At 67.2% G+C, this 16790-nt stretch carries 16 protein-coding genes; 8 read left to right on the forward strand and 8 right to left on the reverse strand.

Annotation, left to right across the window (positions count from 1 at the left end; all coding sequences use genetic code 11):
- Positions 1-1185, forward strand: a complete 1185-nt coding sequence (locus tag LZD57_RS04680) for an AI-2E family transporter (RefSeq protein ID WP_233717970.1) — start codon at positions 1-3, stop codon at positions 1183-1185.
- Positions 1186-1255: 70 nt separating this feature from the next.
- On the opposite strand, the gene LZD57_RS04685 is transcribed toward LZD57_RS04680, so the two are convergent.
- The 4 genes from LZD57_RS04685 to LZD57_RS04700 all read right to left on the reverse strand — a co-directional run bounded on the left by LZD57_RS04685 (position 1256) and on the right by LZD57_RS04700 (position 5938).
- Positions 1256-1999 (reverse strand): SDR family oxidoreductase, encoded by a 744-nt coding sequence (locus LZD57_RS04685; protein WP_233717971.1) that lies wholly within the window; start codon positions 1997-1999, stop codon positions 1256-1258.
- A 131-nt stretch (positions 2000-2130) separates the two neighbouring features.
- Positions 2131-4248 (reverse strand): OmpA family protein, encoded by a 2118-nt coding sequence (locus tag LZD57_RS04690; RefSeq protein WP_233717972.1) that lies wholly within the window; start codon positions 4246-4248, stop codon positions 2131-2133.
- Between the two features lie 141 nt (positions 4249-4389).
- Positions 4390-5610 (reverse strand): FAD-dependent monooxygenase, encoded by a 1221-nt coding sequence (locus LZD57_RS04695; RefSeq protein ID WP_233717973.1) that lies wholly within the window; start codon positions 5608-5610, stop codon positions 4390-4392.
- 85 nt (positions 5611-5695) lie between these two features.
- Positions 5696-5938 (reverse strand): zinc-finger domain-containing protein, encoded by a 243-nt coding sequence (locus LZD57_RS04700; protein WP_233717974.1) that lies wholly within the window; start codon positions 5936-5938, stop codon positions 5696-5698.
- Positions 5939-6088: 150 nt separating this feature from the next.
- Between LZD57_RS04700 and LZD57_RS04705 the strand changes: the two genes are divergently transcribed.
- From LZD57_RS04705 to LZD57_RS04715, 3 genes are all read left to right on the forward strand, one after another.
- A complete protein-coding gene (locus tag LZD57_RS04705) occupies positions 6089-6853 on the forward strand; it encodes an alpha/beta fold hydrolase (protein ID WP_233717975.1) in 765 nt (254 codons plus the stop codon).
- A 151-nt stretch (positions 6854-7004) separates the two neighbouring features.
- On the forward strand, positions 7005-7826 hold the full coding sequence (gene cysE, locus LZD57_RS04710; protein WP_233717976.1) for a serine O-acetyltransferase: 822 nt from the start codon (positions 7005-7007) through the stop codon (positions 7824-7826).
- Between the two features lie 422 nt (positions 7827-8248).
- The gene (locus LZD57_RS04715; protein ID WP_233717977.1) at positions 8249-8458 is read left to right on the forward strand and encodes a DUF3126 family protein; all 210 of its coding nucleotides are present in this window, start codon (positions 8249-8251) and stop codon (positions 8456-8458) included.
- A gap of 216 nt (positions 8459-8674) precedes the next feature.
- Here the strand turns inward: LZD57_RS04715 and LZD57_RS04720 are convergent, their stop codons facing one another.
- Complete coding sequence (locus tag LZD57_RS04720; RefSeq protein ID WP_420844742.1) at positions 8675-9280, reverse strand: transglutaminase-like cysteine peptidase; 606 nt, start codon at positions 9278-9280, stop codon at positions 8675-8677.
- A gap of 655 nt (positions 9281-9935) precedes the next feature.
- Here LZD57_RS04720 and LZD57_RS04725 point away from each other — a divergent pair.
- The 4 genes from LZD57_RS04725 to LZD57_RS04740 all read left to right on the forward strand — a co-directional run bounded on the left by LZD57_RS04725 (position 9936) and on the right by LZD57_RS04740 (position 13035).
- Positions 9936-10304, forward strand: a complete 369-nt coding sequence (locus LZD57_RS04725) for a DUF4189 domain-containing protein (RefSeq protein WP_233717978.1) — start codon at positions 9936-9938, stop codon at positions 10302-10304.
- A 213-nt stretch (positions 10305-10517) separates the two neighbouring features.
- Positions 10518-12167: an energy-dependent translational throttle protein EttA gene (gene ettA / locus LZD57_RS04730; RefSeq protein ID WP_233717979.1), complete on the forward strand. Its 1650-nt coding sequence runs from the start codon at positions 10518-10520 to the stop codon at positions 12165-12167.
- A 131-nt stretch (positions 12168-12298) separates the two neighbouring features.
- The gene (locus LZD57_RS04735) at positions 12299-12634 is read left to right on the forward strand and encodes a hypothetical protein (RefSeq protein WP_233717980.1); all 336 of its coding nucleotides are present in this window, start codon (positions 12299-12301) and stop codon (positions 12632-12634) included.
- 242 nt (positions 12635-12876) lie between these two features.
- Complete coding sequence (locus tag LZD57_RS04740; protein ID WP_233717981.1) at positions 12877-13035, forward strand: hypothetical protein; 159 nt, start codon at positions 12877-12879, stop codon at positions 13033-13035.
- Positions 13036-13205: 170 nt separating this feature from the next.
- On the opposite strand, the gene LZD57_RS04745 is transcribed toward LZD57_RS04740, so the two are convergent.
- From LZD57_RS04745 to LZD57_RS04755, 3 genes are read right to left on the reverse strand one after another with little or no spacing between them, the layout of a single operon-like run.
- The gene (locus LZD57_RS04745) at positions 13206-14756 is read right to left on the reverse strand and encodes a DHA2 family efflux MFS transporter permease subunit (protein ID WP_233717988.1); all 1551 of its coding nucleotides are present in this window, start codon (positions 14754-14756) and stop codon (positions 13206-13208) included.
- Positions 14753-16114: an HlyD family secretion protein gene (locus LZD57_RS04750; protein ID WP_233717990.1), complete on the reverse strand. Its 1362-nt coding sequence runs from the start codon at positions 16112-16114 to the stop codon at positions 14753-14755. The genes LZD57_RS04745 and LZD57_RS04750 overlap by 4 nt, the downstream gene beginning before the upstream one ends.
- Positions 16111-16626, reverse strand: coding sequence for a MarR family winged helix-turn-helix transcriptional regulator (locus LZD57_RS04755; RefSeq protein WP_233718000.1), 516 nt, complete (start codon positions 16624-16626; stop codon positions 16111-16113). The genes LZD57_RS04750 and LZD57_RS04755 overlap by 4 nt, the downstream gene beginning before the upstream one ends.
- Between the last annotated feature and the right edge of the window lie 164 nt (positions 16627-16790).

The following is a 16790-nucleotide window of genomic DNA, read 5'->3' on the forward strand; positions in this document are numbered from 1 at the left end:
TTGTCGTCGGAAAAAGAAGCCCACCGGCGGAGCGAGCAGCGCTCCACGACGATTTCCCCGACCATCGGTCTCGTCAACACGCAGAACTTCGAGACGGGCCCGCGCTGGGCCGTGGTCGGCATTTTCTTCATCCTCTTCTTCGGCGCACTCTATCTGACGGCAAGCTTTCTCCTGCCGGTGATCCTGGCAGTGATCTTCGCACTGGTGATGAGCCCGATCGTCCGGTTCCTGCGGCGCCGGCTGAAGATCTGGGAGCCGCTTTCGGCGCTCGTGCTGGTGGTCGGCTCGCTGATGACCCTGACGCTCGGCTTCTACATGCTGAGCGATCCGATCACCAATCTCGTCAACGACGCGCCACGTTACGCGGCGGCCGTCGACGACGAGATGCGGTCGATCCGCGACCGGCTGAACCGCTTCCAGGCGGCACAGAGAGAGGTCCGCACCGCCGCGTCCGAGGCAGCGCCCGGAGACCAGCAATCCGACGACGAGCCGCGGGAAGTGGTGGTCAAGAACCCCGGCCTCCTCGACAACGTCACGCAGACGGCGCCGCAGATCCTCGCCTCGATCGCCTTCTCGCTGATCTTTCTCTATTTCCTGCTCGCCTCCGGGGACCTGTTCTACCAGAAGCTCGTCCGGTCGATGCCGACGATGTCGGACAAGAAGCGGGCGCTGCACATCGCCCACGACATCGAGCGCGAGCTGTCGCGCTACCTCTTCACCATCACGCTGATCAACATCTGCCTCGGCATCGCCGTCGGCGCCTGCCTTTGGTGGGTCGGGATGCCGACGCCGGCGGTGTTCGGGGCGCTGGCGACGCTGCTCAACTTCATCCCCTATATCGGCTCGATCATGGGTATGGCGCTCGTCGGCGTCATCGCGCTGGCGGAATTCGGCCACCTGTCGAGCGCCGCCGTTCCGGTGCTGCTCTATCTCGCCTGTACGGCCGTCGAAGGCCAGTTCCTGACGCCGATGATCGTCGGCCGGCGCCTGGAGATGAACGCCGCCGCGATCTTCCTGTCGGTCGCCTTCTGGGGCTGGATCTGGGGCGTCGTCGGCATGTTCCTCGCCGTGCCGCTGATGGTCTGCATCAAGGTCTTCGCGAGCTATGTCGAGCCGCTGACCGCCCTCGGTGACTTCCTTTCCGCCGAGCAGGCCCGCCATACCGACGACGAAGACGAGGACTGATCGGCGGGAGTGTTTCGGCAGGGTGAGGGAGAAGACCCGCCCCGCCAAGCCGGCACCTGCCGTTCCAGTCTCACTCGGCGTAGATCATCTTGCGCGTCATGCCGCCGTCGACGACCAGAGTCTGGCCGGTGACGAAGCCGGCCTTCTCGCCGTCGAGGAGGAATGCGGCCGCATGGGCGATGTCTTCCGGCACGCCGACGCGGCCGACGAGATGCTGCTGGTGGTCGACCGGGCGCAGTTCATCACCCGAAACGTCGATCCAGCCGGGCGCGACGGCATTGACCCGGACGTCGGGCGAGAGGCTGACGGCGAGCGAATGGGCGAGGGCGAAGAGCCCGCCCTTGGTCGCGGAATAGGATTCGGTGTCGGCCTCCGACATGAAGGCGCGTGTCGAGGAGACGAGCAGCATCGCGCCTTTGGTCTCCCGCAGCTTCGGACCGCCATGCCTGGCGAAGAGGAAGCTCTGGGAGAGGTTGACGTCGAGGACCCGGTGCCAGTCTTCGTAGGACAGGTCCTGCGCGGGAATGCGCTTCATGATGCCGGCGTTGCAGACGATGCCGTCGATCGAGCCGAAATGGTCGCCCGCCCGGCGGATGCAGGCGGCGACGTCGTCCTCCTCGGCAACGTCGCCGACGAAAGTGTGCAGTCGTTCCCTGTCTGTCGTGCCGCCGCCTCGCGACAGCGCGTCGAGGCCGGCCCGGTCGGTGTCCATGGCAAGCACCTTGCCGCCCTCGGACAGCAACTGGAGGGCGACGACGCGGCCGATGCCGGAGGCCGCGCCGGTGACGATGAAGGTCTTGTCGGTCAGGCTCATCGTTCTCGTCCCTTTCATATGGATCGGGCCGGCGCTCCATCGAAGCGTCGGCCCGGTTTCGTTTTCTCGTTCAGCAACGGCCACCAGGAAGCGAGGTTTCCACGGCGGCCGCCGCCTTCGGGCCTGCGCCCTCAGTTGCCGGAGGTCTGGACCGGTTTCACCAGCGAGGTGATCCGGCGCACCGTCACCCGACGGTTTTCGCGGTTCTGCGCCTGCGTATCGACTTTCAGATACGCCTCGCCATAGCCTTGCGTGACGAGGTTTTCCGGCGGAACCTCGAAATATTCCGTCAGCGCGGTGGCGACGGCCTCGGCCCGCCGGTCGGACAGCGCCAGATTGGCGATCTCCGAACCCACTGCGTCGGTATGCCCTTCGATCAGGAAGGTTTCCGACGGATTCTTGTCGACGACCTCCTTGATCGCATCCGCCAGGGCTTCGAGATTGCCCACCTGTTCCTGGGCGATCTGGGAGGAGCCGAAGTCGAAATTGATGGTGTTGAGGTCGATCCGGCGAACCTTGTCGCGAATGCGCTCGGAGCGCACGACCTCGTCGACGGAATAGATCCGCTCGACCGTCTCGACCGGCGGAGCCACGAGCGTGCGATAGTAGAGGTCCTCGTCCGGACGAGCGACGTCGACGACATATTCGTCGCGCGGGATCTCGACTTCGAGCGGCGGCAGGTCGCGGCCGGCATCGATCTCGTAGGTCGGGCGGTCGTCGTCTCCCGAATAGGGATCGTAGAACAGCACGACCTCACGACCGTCCGGCAGGACGCGCGAGCGACGGACGATGTCGCCGTAGCGATTGGTGATGGTGATCACCTGGACGCCGTTCTCGCGGACGATGACCTGGCGGGTCCGGCCGCGCGGCAGCCGCTCGTAATAGGTCTCCTGGGCGTTGCGGGACAGGCGTGGCTGGTCGTCGCCCTTGATGAAATAGCTGGCAGCCGCGCCCGCGACGGCACCCGCCGCGGCGGCGCCGACGATCGACAGGATCTCGCGGCCGTCGTCGTCACGCTTGACCACCTCGACGTTCGGCGGCAGCTCGCCGTCGCGTCCCCGCTGACCGTCTCGCTCGCCGCGAGCCTCGCGGCCGTCGCGTCCGCCTCGGCGATTTCGCTCGCCGCGCTCGCCGCGCGCCTGCGGCTCGATGCGCTCGCCCTGCTCCTCGGTGATCGGCGTGATGTTCACCGGCTCGCGAAGCTGCTGGACCCTGGCGTCGCTGGCGTCGATCCGCCCGTCCTCGACGGGAGCGTTCTGAACGTCGGCCGGGACGGCCTGAGGCTGCTCGGTCGGTCGCTCCTGGGGGGCTGCGGCCTCCTGGCCTTCGCCCTCGCCGGACTGCGGCTGCTCGCCGTTTCCGGCAGGCGCGCCGGCGCCGGTGGCGTTCCGGCCGTCTTCGCCGTTGCCGCGAGGGGCGTCGGCTGCCGGCGCGGCGCCCGGTGCCGCGCTGGTTCCCCCGGCCTGATCGGATCCCTGTTCACCCGGACCGTCCGAGCCGCGCGGCTCGTTCGCGCGGTCTCGTCCACGCGATCCGCGACGCTCCGGTCGGGCGTCGCCCTCGGAGGCGGCGGGTTCGTCGCTCTCGCTCCGGGTCGGAGACGTCGACGGCACGGGGGCTTCCGGCGCCGCCTCGGTGGGCTTTTCGCCGGGGACGGGCTCATTCGCGGGCCGATCGGTCGGCGCGGGGGCGGCTTTCTCTTCCGCAGCGGGCGGGCTCTCGGGCGCCGGCGCGGCATCGGCCGGTGATTGCGTGTCCGTCGCGCCTGCCGGCTCGTCCGGCGTCTCGGCAGGGGCTTCCGCTTCCGGCTGTGCCGGGGCGGGCTCGGGTTCCGGGGCCGCGGCAGCGGGCGCTTCGGGCTCGGCCGGCGCCGGCTCGGCCGGAGCCTCGCTCGGCGCGGGGGCCGGCTCCTCGGCAGCAGGAGGTTCGGCCTGCGCGGGTGCGGGTTCGGGCGCCGGGGCTGGTTCCGGAACTGGTTCGGGTGCCGGCTCGGGCGCCGCCTGTTCGGGTGCCGGTTCCTCGCGAGGCGGGAGCTCTTCGGCCGGCGCTCCGGCTGCGGGAGCCTCGTCCGCCTGGGCGACCCGGAACGATCCCGGCTCGCCCATGTCGCTCGGAGCGGTTCCGGCAGCGACGGCGCTGCGCGCGATCGGCGCGGCGAAGGCTGGCGCTGCGACCGGACCCGAAAGGGCCGTCGATGCGGCGAGGGCGGCGATACCGACGAACCTGCCGCGGCGTTTGATATTCGACATGAAGATTATGACCTTCGCGTTTCGTCCCTTGCAACGGCCTGACGCCCACGGGTGCCGATGGATGGCTCTTCGGCCGTCGTCGGCACCGTTCCCGGGTCGATCAGGGTCAGGACAAACGGTCGGACGCGGCGGGGCGTTCCGTCACCGCGGGACGCCGACGTCGTCGGCGTGCGGACGATCCGCCGCCAGGGCCGGCGCGCGCCAGTCGTAGAGCCAGGCGAGATCGGCCCTCAGCGCGTCATGGGGTCGCAGCGCCAGAGCCATGTCGCGGCCGAGCGAGAAAGGGGCCGGCAGATGGTAGACGAAACGGTGGAACCCGACGCGCTTGCGGACCGCGTCGATGCGCGGCCGTCGTGCGGCCTCGTAGCGGCCGGCAGCCGCACGAGGCTCGTTCGTTCGGACGATCGCTTCGGCGAGGACGGCGGCATCCTCGATCGCCATGCCGGCGCCCTGTGCGGCATAGGGCGCCATGGCATGGGCGGCATCGCCGACGAGGAGGATGCGGCCGTTGCCGAGGGTGAAGGGGCGCGAGCCGGGGGCGGCGAAAAGCGGCCAGGGCGTCGGGGCCGGTGCGCGGCCGATCAGCCCGACGAGCTGCGCGTCCCACCGCGAGAAGCCGGCGATCAGGCGGTGTGCGGCGCCGGGGTCGTCGTCGGAGCGGGTGATCATCACGAGATTGACGGCGCGGCCGGCGCGGATCGGATAGGCGACCGCATGCCGCCTGGCGCCGAGCCAGGCGCGGATGCCGTCCCCGGCGCCGGGGGGCGTCTCGCCGTCGTCCTCGGTCTCGCCGTCGTCCTCGATTGTCGTGCGCCAGGCGGTCGTTCCCGTCGGCGTGGCGGGCGCGAGCCCCATCTGGCGGACGATTGCCGATCGGACGCCGTCGGCAGCGATCACGAAATCGGCGAGGACGGTTTCACCGCCATTCGCCAGACCGAGTTCGACCGCATGCTCGCCCGGGCCGAGGGCGGCGATCTCGGCGCCGAGCCGCAGCGAGATCTTCGGCTCGCGCAGGACGGCGTCGAGCAGCACGGCCTGGAGGTCGGCGCGATGCAGGGAGAGATAGGGTGTTCCGTCGCCGGCATGAACCGGCACCGCGGCGATCGTCCGGCCGCTCGAGCCGCGCTTGAGAACCACGCGGTCCGCCGCGACGCCGACCGCTTTCAGCGCCGGCAACAGGCCCAGCCGGTCCATCACCGAGAGGGCATTGGGCGAAAGCTGCAGCCCGGCCCCGACTTCGGACAATTCGTTCGCCCGTTCGAAGATCGTCGAGGCGAGGCCGACGCGGGCGAGACAAAGGGCGGTCGTGAGGCCGGCGACGCCGCCGCCGACGATCGCGATGAAGGGTTGGCTCTGGCTCATGATGCTGCAGCCGTTTCGGCCGATGGCGCGGAAAAGAAGCCGGCGAGATGCAGTCCCGCCTCCGGGCCGGCCGGTGCGCCTTTCCTCAGGCGGCCGCGGCGAAGAGGCAGCCTTCCGGCCGCGTCTCGTCCGCCTTCAGGGACGGGTCGTAGCGGTAGAGCGTCGAGCAGTAGCTGCAGACGATCTCCGGCTCGTCGCCCATGTCGAGGAAGACATGGGGATGATCATGGGGCGGATTGGCGCCGACGCACATGAACTCCTTGACGCCGACCGAGATGGTCGCGTGCCCGGCGTCGTTCGAAAAATGCGGAATCGGATGACCGGCCATGACTGCTTGCAACCTTAAAAACGTCCTGCCTGCGATGGAGCCGGACCATATTACCGCAATTGCGAAAAGAACAGGGGGTGTCAGGCAGTCTCGCCCGCGCTATCGAATGTCCATGACCCGACGGACCCCCAACAGCATGCAGGAACGGCCATGACCACCGGCACATTCGAACATGACGGGCTCGCCCTCGCCTTTCTCGACGAGGGCGAGAAGGACCGGCCGGCCGTCCTCCTGGTGCACGGCTTCGCCTCCTCGATGCGGGTGAACTGGATCGAGCCCGGCTGGGTCCAGGCGCTGACCGAGGCGGGCTACCGCGCCGTCGCCTTCGATCATCGCGGCCACGGCAAGAGCGACAAGCCGCAGGATCCCGCCGCCTATACGCCGCGGATGATGGCGTCGGACTGTTTCGCGCTGCTCGATCATCTCGGCATCGGCTCGGCCACCTTCTTCGGCTATTCGATGGGCGCCCGGGTCTCGGCCTTCGCGGCGCTGGCCGAGCCGCAGCGCGTGGAGCGGCTCGTCCTCGGCGGTCTCGGCATCGGCCTCGTGAAGGGTGTCGGCGACTGGGATCCGATCGCCGCGGCGCTGCGGGCGCCGTCGCTCGACGACGTCAGCCACCCGCGCGGCCGGATGTTCCGCGCCTTCGCCGACAAGACGAAGAGCGACCGGCTGGCGCTCGCCGCCTGCATCGAGACCTCTCGCGACGAATTGACCGAGGAGGAGGTCGGGCGGATCGGCCAGAAGGTGCTGATCGGGGTCGGCACGGAGGACGACATCGCCGGGGCGCCGGAGCCGCTCGCGGCGCTGCTGCCAAACGCCGAGGTGCTGGCGATCGAAGGGCGCGACCACATGCTGTCCGTGGGCGACCGGCGGTTCAAGCAGCGGGTGATCGCCTTCCTGAACGCGCCCTCTTGAGCTTTTCTCGAAGACCCGTCGAGAAGAACTCGCGGCGACGGCGGCGCGAGGATCCGGCACCCGCCCTTTCCCTTCCCGCGCCGATCGCTTAAATCTCCTCCAACTTGGCGCGCCGGACGACACCCGCCGCAATTTGCCATGGGAGAACACCATGAGCGTCGCAAGCACGAAGAGCCAGGACAGGATCCAGGCCATCGACCCGATCTTCGCGGAGATCCGCGGCGAAGCGAAGGGCGTCGCGGCCGACGAGCCCGTCCTCGCCAGCTTCATCCACGCAACGGTCCTCAACCAGCCGAGCTTCGAGGCGGCGCTGGTGCACCGGATCTCGCAGCGGCTCGACCATCCGGACGTGCCGGCGGTGCTGATCGCCCAGGCCTTCGGCGACATGATCGCCGCCGATCCGGACTTCGCCGAGACGGTGCGCATCGACATCCAGGCGGTCTACGACCGCGATCCCGCCTGCGAGCGCTATCTGGAGCCGCTGCTCTACTTCAAGGGCTTCCACGCCATCCAGACTCATCGGCTGGCTCACTGGCTGTGGGAAACGGGGCGGCGCGACTTCGCGCTCTATCTCCAGTCCCGCTCCTCCGCCGTGTTCCAGACCGACATCCATCCGGCCGCGCGGATGGGGCGCGGCATCTTTCTCGACCATGCCACGGGGCTCGTCGTCGGCTTCACGGCCGTGATCGGCGACAACGTTTCGATCCTTCAGGACGTGACGCTCGGCGGCACCGGCAAGGAATTCGGCGACCGCCATCCGAAGATCGGTTCGGGCGTCCTGATCGGCGCAGGCGCCAAGGTTCTCGGCAACATCAGGATCGGCAACTGCTCGAAGATCGCCGCCGGCTCGGTGGTGCTGAAGGAAGTGCCGGCCAATGCCGTGGTGGCCGGCGTTCCGGCCAAGGTGATCGGCGAGGCGATCTGCGACCAGCCGGCCCGCGAGATGGACCAGGGATTCGGCCGCGAGGAGTGATCCGAGGCCGGAAGTCCGCAAGCGATCAAAAACGAGGCCGGAAGGGATGCCGGCCTGTTCTTCCGTCCGCAATTCGCCTGGGGCGCGGATGACGACGCCCGGCAGGCAGCTGTCGCCCGGTCTTGAAAGGCGCCAAAAGGAGTGGAGCGTCGCCTCCGCGGTCGCCGTTCGCCGGGATGCTTGACCGGGCGGGCATCGTCGGCCGCGGCGAGGTTCTCGCAACGACCGTTCCCGCCTCCCGTGGGGTAACGGATGCCGGATCGCGGGACGCCGACGTATGGACGGCTTCGTTCGCTCCGCTGCATCCGTCATCGGCCCGGACGACCACGAAGGACGGGGCCTCGCCGGAAATCCCCGGCCCCCATCGAACTCGCCGCGATCCACCCTAGCTAAACGTTTACCACAGCAGCGAGGAGAGAGCATTGAGCCCCGCCGAAATCAGAAAGCTCGAAGCCTATCTGAAAAGAACCTTCGATGGCGTCGATCTGTCCGTGCGCGGCATGCCTCGCAAGACGGACTCCGCGGAACTCTACATCAAGGACGAGTTCGTCGGCCTGATCGCCAAGGACACCGATGAGGGCGAACTGTCCTACCACCTGACCATGACGATCCTCGACATCGATCTCGAATGACCGGCTGACCGGAGGGTAACCCGGAGGCTGGACGCCGCGAGCGGCGAGCCAGCCCCCGGAACCTCCCGGGCGGGACGGGTCGCCCGGGGCGGTCTGACGACTCCCGACGGCCGAATCGGCCAGGGCGTCGGTCTTTCAGTGGGGCCGGTCCGGCCGGCGAGGCCCCCGTCGAGGCGGTGGCGACGGGCAGCCGCGGCGGCTGCCGCTCCGCAAAATTCAGCGCACGCTGCCGACGAGGAGATTGCGGTCGTCGACGATGCCGACCCACTTGCCGGCGTCGTTCGCCGACTGCCGCTTCAGATAGGTGTAGCTGGTCGCCTGCCAGGGCAGGATCTGGGTCTCGAGGTTGTCGAGGACGAAGTCGCCCTGGTCGGTCCGCAGCGTGAGCACGGCATGGCCGTCGCCATTGGTCTGCTTGACCACGGTGACGAGCAGGGCCGAGGCCGGAATACCTTCCCGCTCCAGCATGTACTGCTTGAGGAGAGCGAAGTCTTCGCAGTCGCCTTCGCTGGTCGGATAGGCCCAGTATTCAGCGACGCCGTAGATCTCTTCGTCGGTGCGCGGGAAGATGTTGTTGTTCACCGCCGCATTGACGTCGACGATGCGCGCCCAGATCCGCGGCGTCAGCTTGAGCGCCGCCGAGGTGGCGTTGGCCTCGCAGCTCGTCGCATAGCGCTTGCAGAATTCGTAATGGCCGATCGGCTGCGACGTGTAGCCCGTGGTCGGCATGGGCGAGGAAGCGGCCGCTTCGGCGCCCTGGGCCGAAGCCAGAAGGCCGATCATTCCGAGGGCGAAACCCAGCGCCTTCTTGGTCTTGTTCATCGTCGTTCTCCTCGTCGTTGGGAGGAGATTGACATCCGGATTTTACTTCCGATCGAAATGTCGAAGCGAAATTATATTCAAATTTGACGCAATTCGTGGATGGATATACTTGCAATAATATGGACGGCTTGCGCGAAATTGCAGCGTCGACGTTCATCGATCGGAAAGCATGCCGGGCGTGGCGAAATCGGGCGCGCGTGCGCCCTCGCAGCGGGCGACACGCGTCGTCGCCAACGAAACGCCGGCTTTCCAGGGGATCGGCCGATCGCTTCGGACCGCCCGACGTCTTGTCGGGCCATTCCCCATCGCAGTCCAGGCAGCGGCCCATGCGCCCGGATGTCGTCGGTCCGGCCTCTGCGCGTCGCCATCAGGGAGGCCGGCGGGACCCCCGAAAGGTTAATGCGAAGGCGATTCGAGCGCTGGCAGCCCGGAATTTTTCGATCTCGGGCCGTTTGCGTGGTTAACGAAGGGCTGCAACGCGGGGACGCCCGTGCGAGACGAGAATTTTTCGCCCTGCCGATAGGGCACGGCATGGCGAGGGTGCATGCACGGGAAGAAAAAAGAGCTTTCTCGGCCATTTCCATGCGTAAGAAACGGCGCTAAGAGCAAGACGCCGGAACGTCGATTTCGGTTTTTCCTGAAAGGTATCAGTGTCATGAGAACCGCGAGGGCGATCTGTCTCGCCGTCTGCTTCCTTGCTTTCGTCCCGGCGACCCCGGGGCTTGCCGCCGGCGCCATCGCGGTGGACGACGAGGAGGGCATGAAAGCCGGTGACGTCGGCTACGGCACGGCGACCGGCTATTCGACCCGCGAAGCGGCCGGCGCCGCCGCGCTCAAGAACTGCCGGGACGAGGGCAACGGCAATTGCAAGGTCGTGGTGCGCTTCGACACCTGCGGCGCCTATGCCGGCTCCGCCGACTACTTCGGCATCGGCTGGGGCGAGAGCCAGCGAGCGGCGGAGTCCGCGGCGCTCGAGCAGTGCGGCAACAATTCCTGCAGGATCGTCGTCTCCGACTGCGAATGAACCCTGGGTCCGGGCGGCGGGTGTTCTTCACCTGCCGTCCGGCGGCGATCGGCGAGTTCGGCTCGATCGGTGCCCGCTCGCCGGCGCGGAGCGCCTCCTGATCGTGACGGTTTCGAGCCGCCGGAACGCGCGTCCGGCGTTGCCCCTTCGGCTGAGATGGCTTAGAGACGGCGCAACTTCTCACACTCTTCGACACGAAAGAGGCAGCGCGCCATGGCTCGCCAGTTCATCTATCACATGTCGGGTCTCTCCAAGGCCTACGGGAACAAGAAGGTTCTCGACAACATCCATCTGTCCTTCTACCCGGACGCCAAGATCGGCATCCTCGGCCCGAACGGCGCCGGCAAGTCGACCCTTCTGAAGATCATGGCGGGGGTCGACAGGGAATTCACCGGCGAGGCCTGGGCCGCCGAAGGCGCCAAGGTCGGCTACCTGCCGCAGGAGCCGCATCTCGATCCCGACAAGACGGTGTTCGAAAACGTCATGGAAGGCGTCGCCGACAAGCAGGCGATCCTCGACCGCTACAACGAATTGATGATGAACTACTCCGACGAGACCGCGGAGGAGGGGGCGAAGCTCCAGGACGTCATCGACGCCCAGAACCTGTGGGATCTCGAAAACCAGGTCGAGATGGCGATGGACGCGCTGCGCTGCCCGCCGGCCGACGCCGAGATCGCGCCCTTGTCCGGCGGCGAGCGCCGCCGTGTCGCGCTCTGCAAGCTGCTCCTGTCGAAGCCCGACATCCTGCTCCTCGACGAGCCGACCAACCATCTCGATGCCGAGACGATCCTGTGGCTGGAAAAGCACCTGCGCGAGTATGAAGGCTCGGTGCTGATGGTCACCCACGACCGCTACTTCCTCGACAACGTCACCGGCTGGATTCTCGAGCTCGATCGCGGCCACGGCGTGCCCTACGAGGGCAACTACTCGGTCTATCTCGAAAAGAAGGCCAAGCGCATGGCCCAGGAAGGCCGCGAGGACGACGCCCGCATGCGGGCGATCAATCGCGAGCGGGAGTGGATCCAGCAGGGCGCCAAGGCCCGCCAGACCAAGTCGAAGGCCCGCATCAAGGCCTATAACGAGCTGGTCGAGGCGGCCGAGAACAGAAAGCCGGCCGACGGCAAGATCGTCATCCCGACCGGCGAGCGGCTCGGCAACAAGGTGATCGAGGTCGAGAACCTGACCAAGAGCTTCGGCGACCGGGTGCTGATCGAGAACCTCTCCTTCAAGCTGCCGGCCGGCGGGATCGTCGGCATCATCGGCCCGAACGGCGCCGGCAAGTCGACGCTGTTCAAGATGATCACCGGGCAGGAGAAGCCCGACTCCGGCAAGATCGACATCGGCGAGACCGTCGATCTCGGCTATGTCGACCAGAGCCGCGACGACCTCGACCCGAACCACAACGTCTGGGAAGAGATCTCCGGCGGCGTCGACATCATGAAGCTCGGCAAATACGAGATGAACTCGAGAGCCTATGTCGGCAACTTCAACTTCAAGGGCCCGAACCAGCAGCAGAAGGTGGGCACGCTCTCCGGCGGTCAGCGCAACCGCGTTCACCTCGCCAAGATGCTGAAGTCCGGCGCCAACGTCATCCTGCTCGACGAGCCGACCAACGATCTCGACACCGAGACGCTGACGGCACTGGAAGACGCGCTGGAGGAATATGCCGGCTGCGCCGTGGTGATCAGCCACGACCGCATGTTCCTCGATCGGCTCGCCACTCACATCCTCGCCTTCGAGGGCGACAGCCACGTCGAGTGGTTCGAGGGCAACTTCGAGGATTACGAGCAGGACAAGATCCGCCGCCTCGGCCCGGAATCGGTCAATCCGAAGCGCCCGACCTACAAGCGCCTGACGCGGTGAGGGGGAAGCCCCGCAGCCATGCGGGGCGGCTCCTCCCGTTTCGACGGGGAGACCGGATCGCTGCAGAATTTTCCTCCCGCAAGGCCCCGCGATGGCGTAAGATCGCGCGGGGCCTTGCGGGAGTTCGTTCGATGCGCCACTCATGTCTCGTTGCGGCCGGTCTTGCCGCCGCAATGCTTGTCGGCGTCGCGACGACCGCCTCGGCCAAGCCGGCGCGCTGCTTCACCACCGACGACGGCTATTATCCTTGCGACTTCCGTGCGACGGACCGCGCCGGCAGCTTCGACATTTCCGCGCCGGGCAAGCCGACCTTCTCGCTGATCGTCGACCGGCCGGGCTTTGCCTCCGCCTTTGCCGATTTCGGCACCGGCCGGAACGTCTCGCTGCCGGGCATGTATGTGCGCGAGCGCGACGAGCCGGCCTGCTGGTCGAACCCCGAGACCTCGACGAAGATCTGCGCCTGGTAACCCTCGGCCGGGCATCTCTCGTCGGCGTGCCGCCGCCTGGATTGTCATCCATTGCCGGAAGTCGAGGCTGCTCGCGTTCCGAGGGCGCAAAGGGGCCAGTCACCCATGCTTTCGCATGACATTCCCGTGACGGCATGCACTGTGTGCATGGCAGTTCCCGAAATCGCGTGCTTCTGGCGAAATGTTTCCCAGCTTATGTGCAGTGCACCAAAAGCAAAAACATCTCGCTGGAGTCCAGGACAATGCACCGCTCGCGCCTTACGGCCATCGCCATGGATCACGTCGCGCTCGCCCGCGTCACGGGGCGCGGAGCCGTCAACGGCGAGGCCATGCGCCGTCCGCAGCTTTCGATGATGAAGACGCTCGGCATCGACACGCCGTTCATGATGCGGGCGCGCTGAGGCGTCTGCCGCCGCAGCAGACTCGGCTGGTTCGGGCACCGTCGATTTCAGCAGAGACTGGCTTCGAGAAACTGACGCGAAGACAAAAGGGAAAGGCGCCGCGGTTCACCGCCGGCGCCCTTCTTTCGTCTGCGGCATCGTGCGGGGCGATTTCCGCTCCCGCCCTTCGCCTACTCCATCGCCGGCGCGTGACCGGCTTCCCCGCCCGCCTGCCTCTTCGGCGGGCTCATCAGCGCGAGAAGCGGGATGGCGCAGAGCGTGATGATCATCATCATCTTGAAGTCGTCGACATAGGCGACCATCGCCGCCTGCGCCGAGGCGGCCTGATTGAGGACGGCCATCATCGTCGTCTGGTCGAGGGGCAGGCTGCCCGCGACATCGGTGAAATTCGGGTCGAACGGCGTGATGTGCGAGACGAGATCGGCCTTCGAGATCACCATGTTGCGGGCGAGCTGCACCGAGACGATCGAGATGCCGACCGCCGAGCCGATGTTGCGCATCAGGCTGAACAGGGCCGCGCCATCGGCACGAAACCGCGGCTCCAGCGTGGCGAAGGCGAGCGTCGACAGGGGCACGAAGACGAGACCCAGCCCCAGGCCCTGCACCACGCCCGAAACGATGATCAGCGTGTCGTCCATGGTCGTCGAGAAGCCCGACATCTGCCACAGCGAGATCGCCGTGAGCACGAGGCCGGCGAAGATCAGGATGCGCGTATCGACCTTGCCGACGAGGCGTCCGACGACGAGCATCGAGACCATCGTGCCGACGCCGCGCGGGGCGAGCACGAAGCCGGTCGTCACCACCGGATAGTTCAGGATGTTCTGCAGCATCGGCGGCAAGAGCGCGAGGCCGGCAAGCAGGATCATGCCGACGACGAAGATCATCACCAGCGCGATGACGAGATTGCGGTCGGTGAAGATCTTCGGGTCGATGAAGGCGTGCTCGCGCCCGGTGATGTGCAGCGTGAACACCCAGAGGCCGGTGATGGCGAGGCCGAGTTCGATCCAGATCTCGGCCGAAGAGAACCAGTCCGCCTGCTCGCCGCGGTCGAGGAAGAGCTGCAGGGCGCCGATGAACAGCGACAGCATGGCGAAGCCGAAGAAATCGAAGTCGCGCTGGCGTCTCGGCGTGTTCGGCAGGAAGAAGACCATGCCGACAAGCGCCAGGGCGCCGATCGGCAGGTTGACGAAGAAGACGTAGCGCCAGTTGAAGGTCTCGGTCAGCCAGCCGCCGAGCGTCGGGCCGATGATCGGGCCGACCATGATGCCGGCGCCCCAGATCGCCATGGCGCTGCCGTGCTGTTCCTTGGTGTTGATGGTGAGCAGCACCGTCTGGGACAGCGGGACCAGGGCGGCGCCGCAAAGCCCCTGCAGCAGCCGGAAGAAGATCATCTCCTCGAGGCTGGTCGCGATGCCGCAGGCCATCGAGGTGGCGACGAAGCCGGCCGCGGAGGCGATGAAGAGTTGGCGGAGACCGAAGCGGTCCGACAGCCAGCCGGTCACCGGCGTCATGATCGCGGCGGCGACGATGTAGGAGGTCAGGACCCAGTTGATCTGGTCCTGCGAGGCCTGGAGCGAGCCCTGCATGTTCGGCAGCGCGACGTTGGCGATCGTCGTGTCGAGCACCTGCATGACCGTCGCGAGCATGATCGAGACGGTGATCAGGCCCTTGTAGGGGACGTTGGTGGGGTCGACTGCCGCACCCGAGCCGGCGGTGCTCATTGCGAGCGGGTCGCGCCGGCGGCCCCTCCCGTGGTCGTTGCAGCCGGGACGGGCGCGTCGGAGCCCTTCGTCGTGGCCAGCTTGGCGCCGTCCTCGTCGCGGGTGGCGGCGACGGCATTCTGGCTCCGGATCCACTGGTCGAGGCCGAGCGCGGTGGTGACCGGTTCCATGAAGTCCGGGAAGCCGCGCACCTGGCCGGTATCGACCGTGACGTCGGCGCTCATGCCGGCGCGCAGCGGCGGCAGGTCGGCGTCCTTTTCGATGTGGATGCGCACGGGCACGCGCTGAACGACCTTCACCCAGTTGCCGGTAGCGTTCTGCGCCGGCAGGAGCGCGAATTCCGAACCGGTGCCGGCGCCGATCGAACCGACGATCCCGTCCAGCGAGACGTCCGGATAGGCGTCGAAGGTGAGGGTGACGGGCTGTCCCGCCCGCATGTGGGTGAGGTCGGTTTCCTTGTAGTTCGCGTCGACCCAGCTTTCATCCCCTTCGACGATCGCCATGACCGACATGGAGGGCGTGACGTACTGGCCGACCTGGAGCCTGTCGGTCTGGCTGACGACGCCGGGCTCGGAGGCGCGGACGACGGTGTGGTCGAGATCGAGCTGGGCGGAATGAAGCGCGGCGAGCGCCTGCATCACGGTCGGATGCTTGTCCGTGGCGATGTTCGGATCGCCGGCGAGGGCGGCTTTGGCCGAAATCACCGCCTGCTGGGCGCTGGCCTGATCTCCCTGCGCCTTCTGCAGCGCCAGGCGGGCGTCGTCGAAGGTGCTCTGGGAGGAGACGCCGTGCTTCACCAGGGCCTGCTGGCGGTCGAAGGTCGCCTGCGCGGTGGCGACGGAATCGCCCGTCGTCCTGGCGTCGACGACGGCCTGCTGGTAGGCGGCCTTCAACTTCTCGACCGTCAGCCGCGCGCTTTCCAGATTGGCCTTCGCCTGCTCGACCGCGGCGCGGTAGGCACTGCCGTCGATGGTGAAGAGCACCTGCCCGGCGCCGACCTCCTGGTTTTCGGCGACCTCGACCTCGGCGATCTCGCCGGACACCTGCGGCATGACGGTGACGCGGTCCTGATGGACATAGGCGTCGTCGGTCTCGACGTAACGGCCGCCGGTCACCCAGTAGTAGGCGCCGGCGACGGCGAGGACGAGAGGAACCGAGACGATCAGGAGACGGCGGAGGCCCCCGCGCTTCTTCTTGGCGGGCGTCGAAGCCGTATCGGGCGCGGCACTCTCCGCGGCGGGCTCCGCTTCGCCCGTCGCGGTCTTGGCGCCGTCGTCCGACTTTGCGGTCTCCGCCGGAGCGTCGGCCGGAAGCGGCTTCGCCTCGGCCAAGTCCTGCTTGCGAGGCTGGGCATTCATGCGGTGGTCTCCTGACGGGCTTCGGCACGGCGACGCGGAGCAGCGGCTTCGGGCGCGCTCATCGCCGTTTCGGCATCGGATAGGTTCTTGACGACGACGGACAGTGCCTCGTGAAGCTGCCGCCGCGCCTCCTCGGACAGCCCCTCTTGCGCCTCCGCGAAGATCTCCTCGGCTCGCAGGCGCATCGGATGGATCAGCTCGCGCGCCTTGTCCGTGGTGAAGAGCTGACGGGCGCGGCGATCGTTCGGATCCTGCTTGCGGACGACGAGGCCGGCGCTCGCCATGCGATCGATGTGCCGGCAAAGGGTCATCGGCTCGAGATCGACCAGCGTGGCGAGGCCCACTTGGCTGATGCCCTCGTTGCGCGACAGCCGCGCGATGATGCGCATCTGGGCGGAGGTCATGTCGATGTCGCGGCTCTTCTGCTCGAAGCGGCGGCGCATCAAACGGGCGGCATCGGCGAGCAGGAAGCCGAGGCTGAGATCGGCGGAAAGGGGATCTTGGCTTTGCATGCCATGTATATAATAAGCGTAGTTATGATAGGCAAGCCGAGAATGACCCGGATTGCTGCCGGTGCATCTGAAAACCGGTGGGCAAGAGACGTCTCGGCGCAGGCCGCGGCGCGCGGGAGGAAAAGCTGCAATCTCCTGCGCTGTCACGCGTAGGGCAGCATCAA

The organism is Jiella avicenniae (genome assembly GCF_021390325.1).
Classification (GTDB): Bacteria; Pseudomonadota; Alphaproteobacteria; order Rhizobiales; family Rhizobiaceae; genus Jiella; species Jiella avicenniae.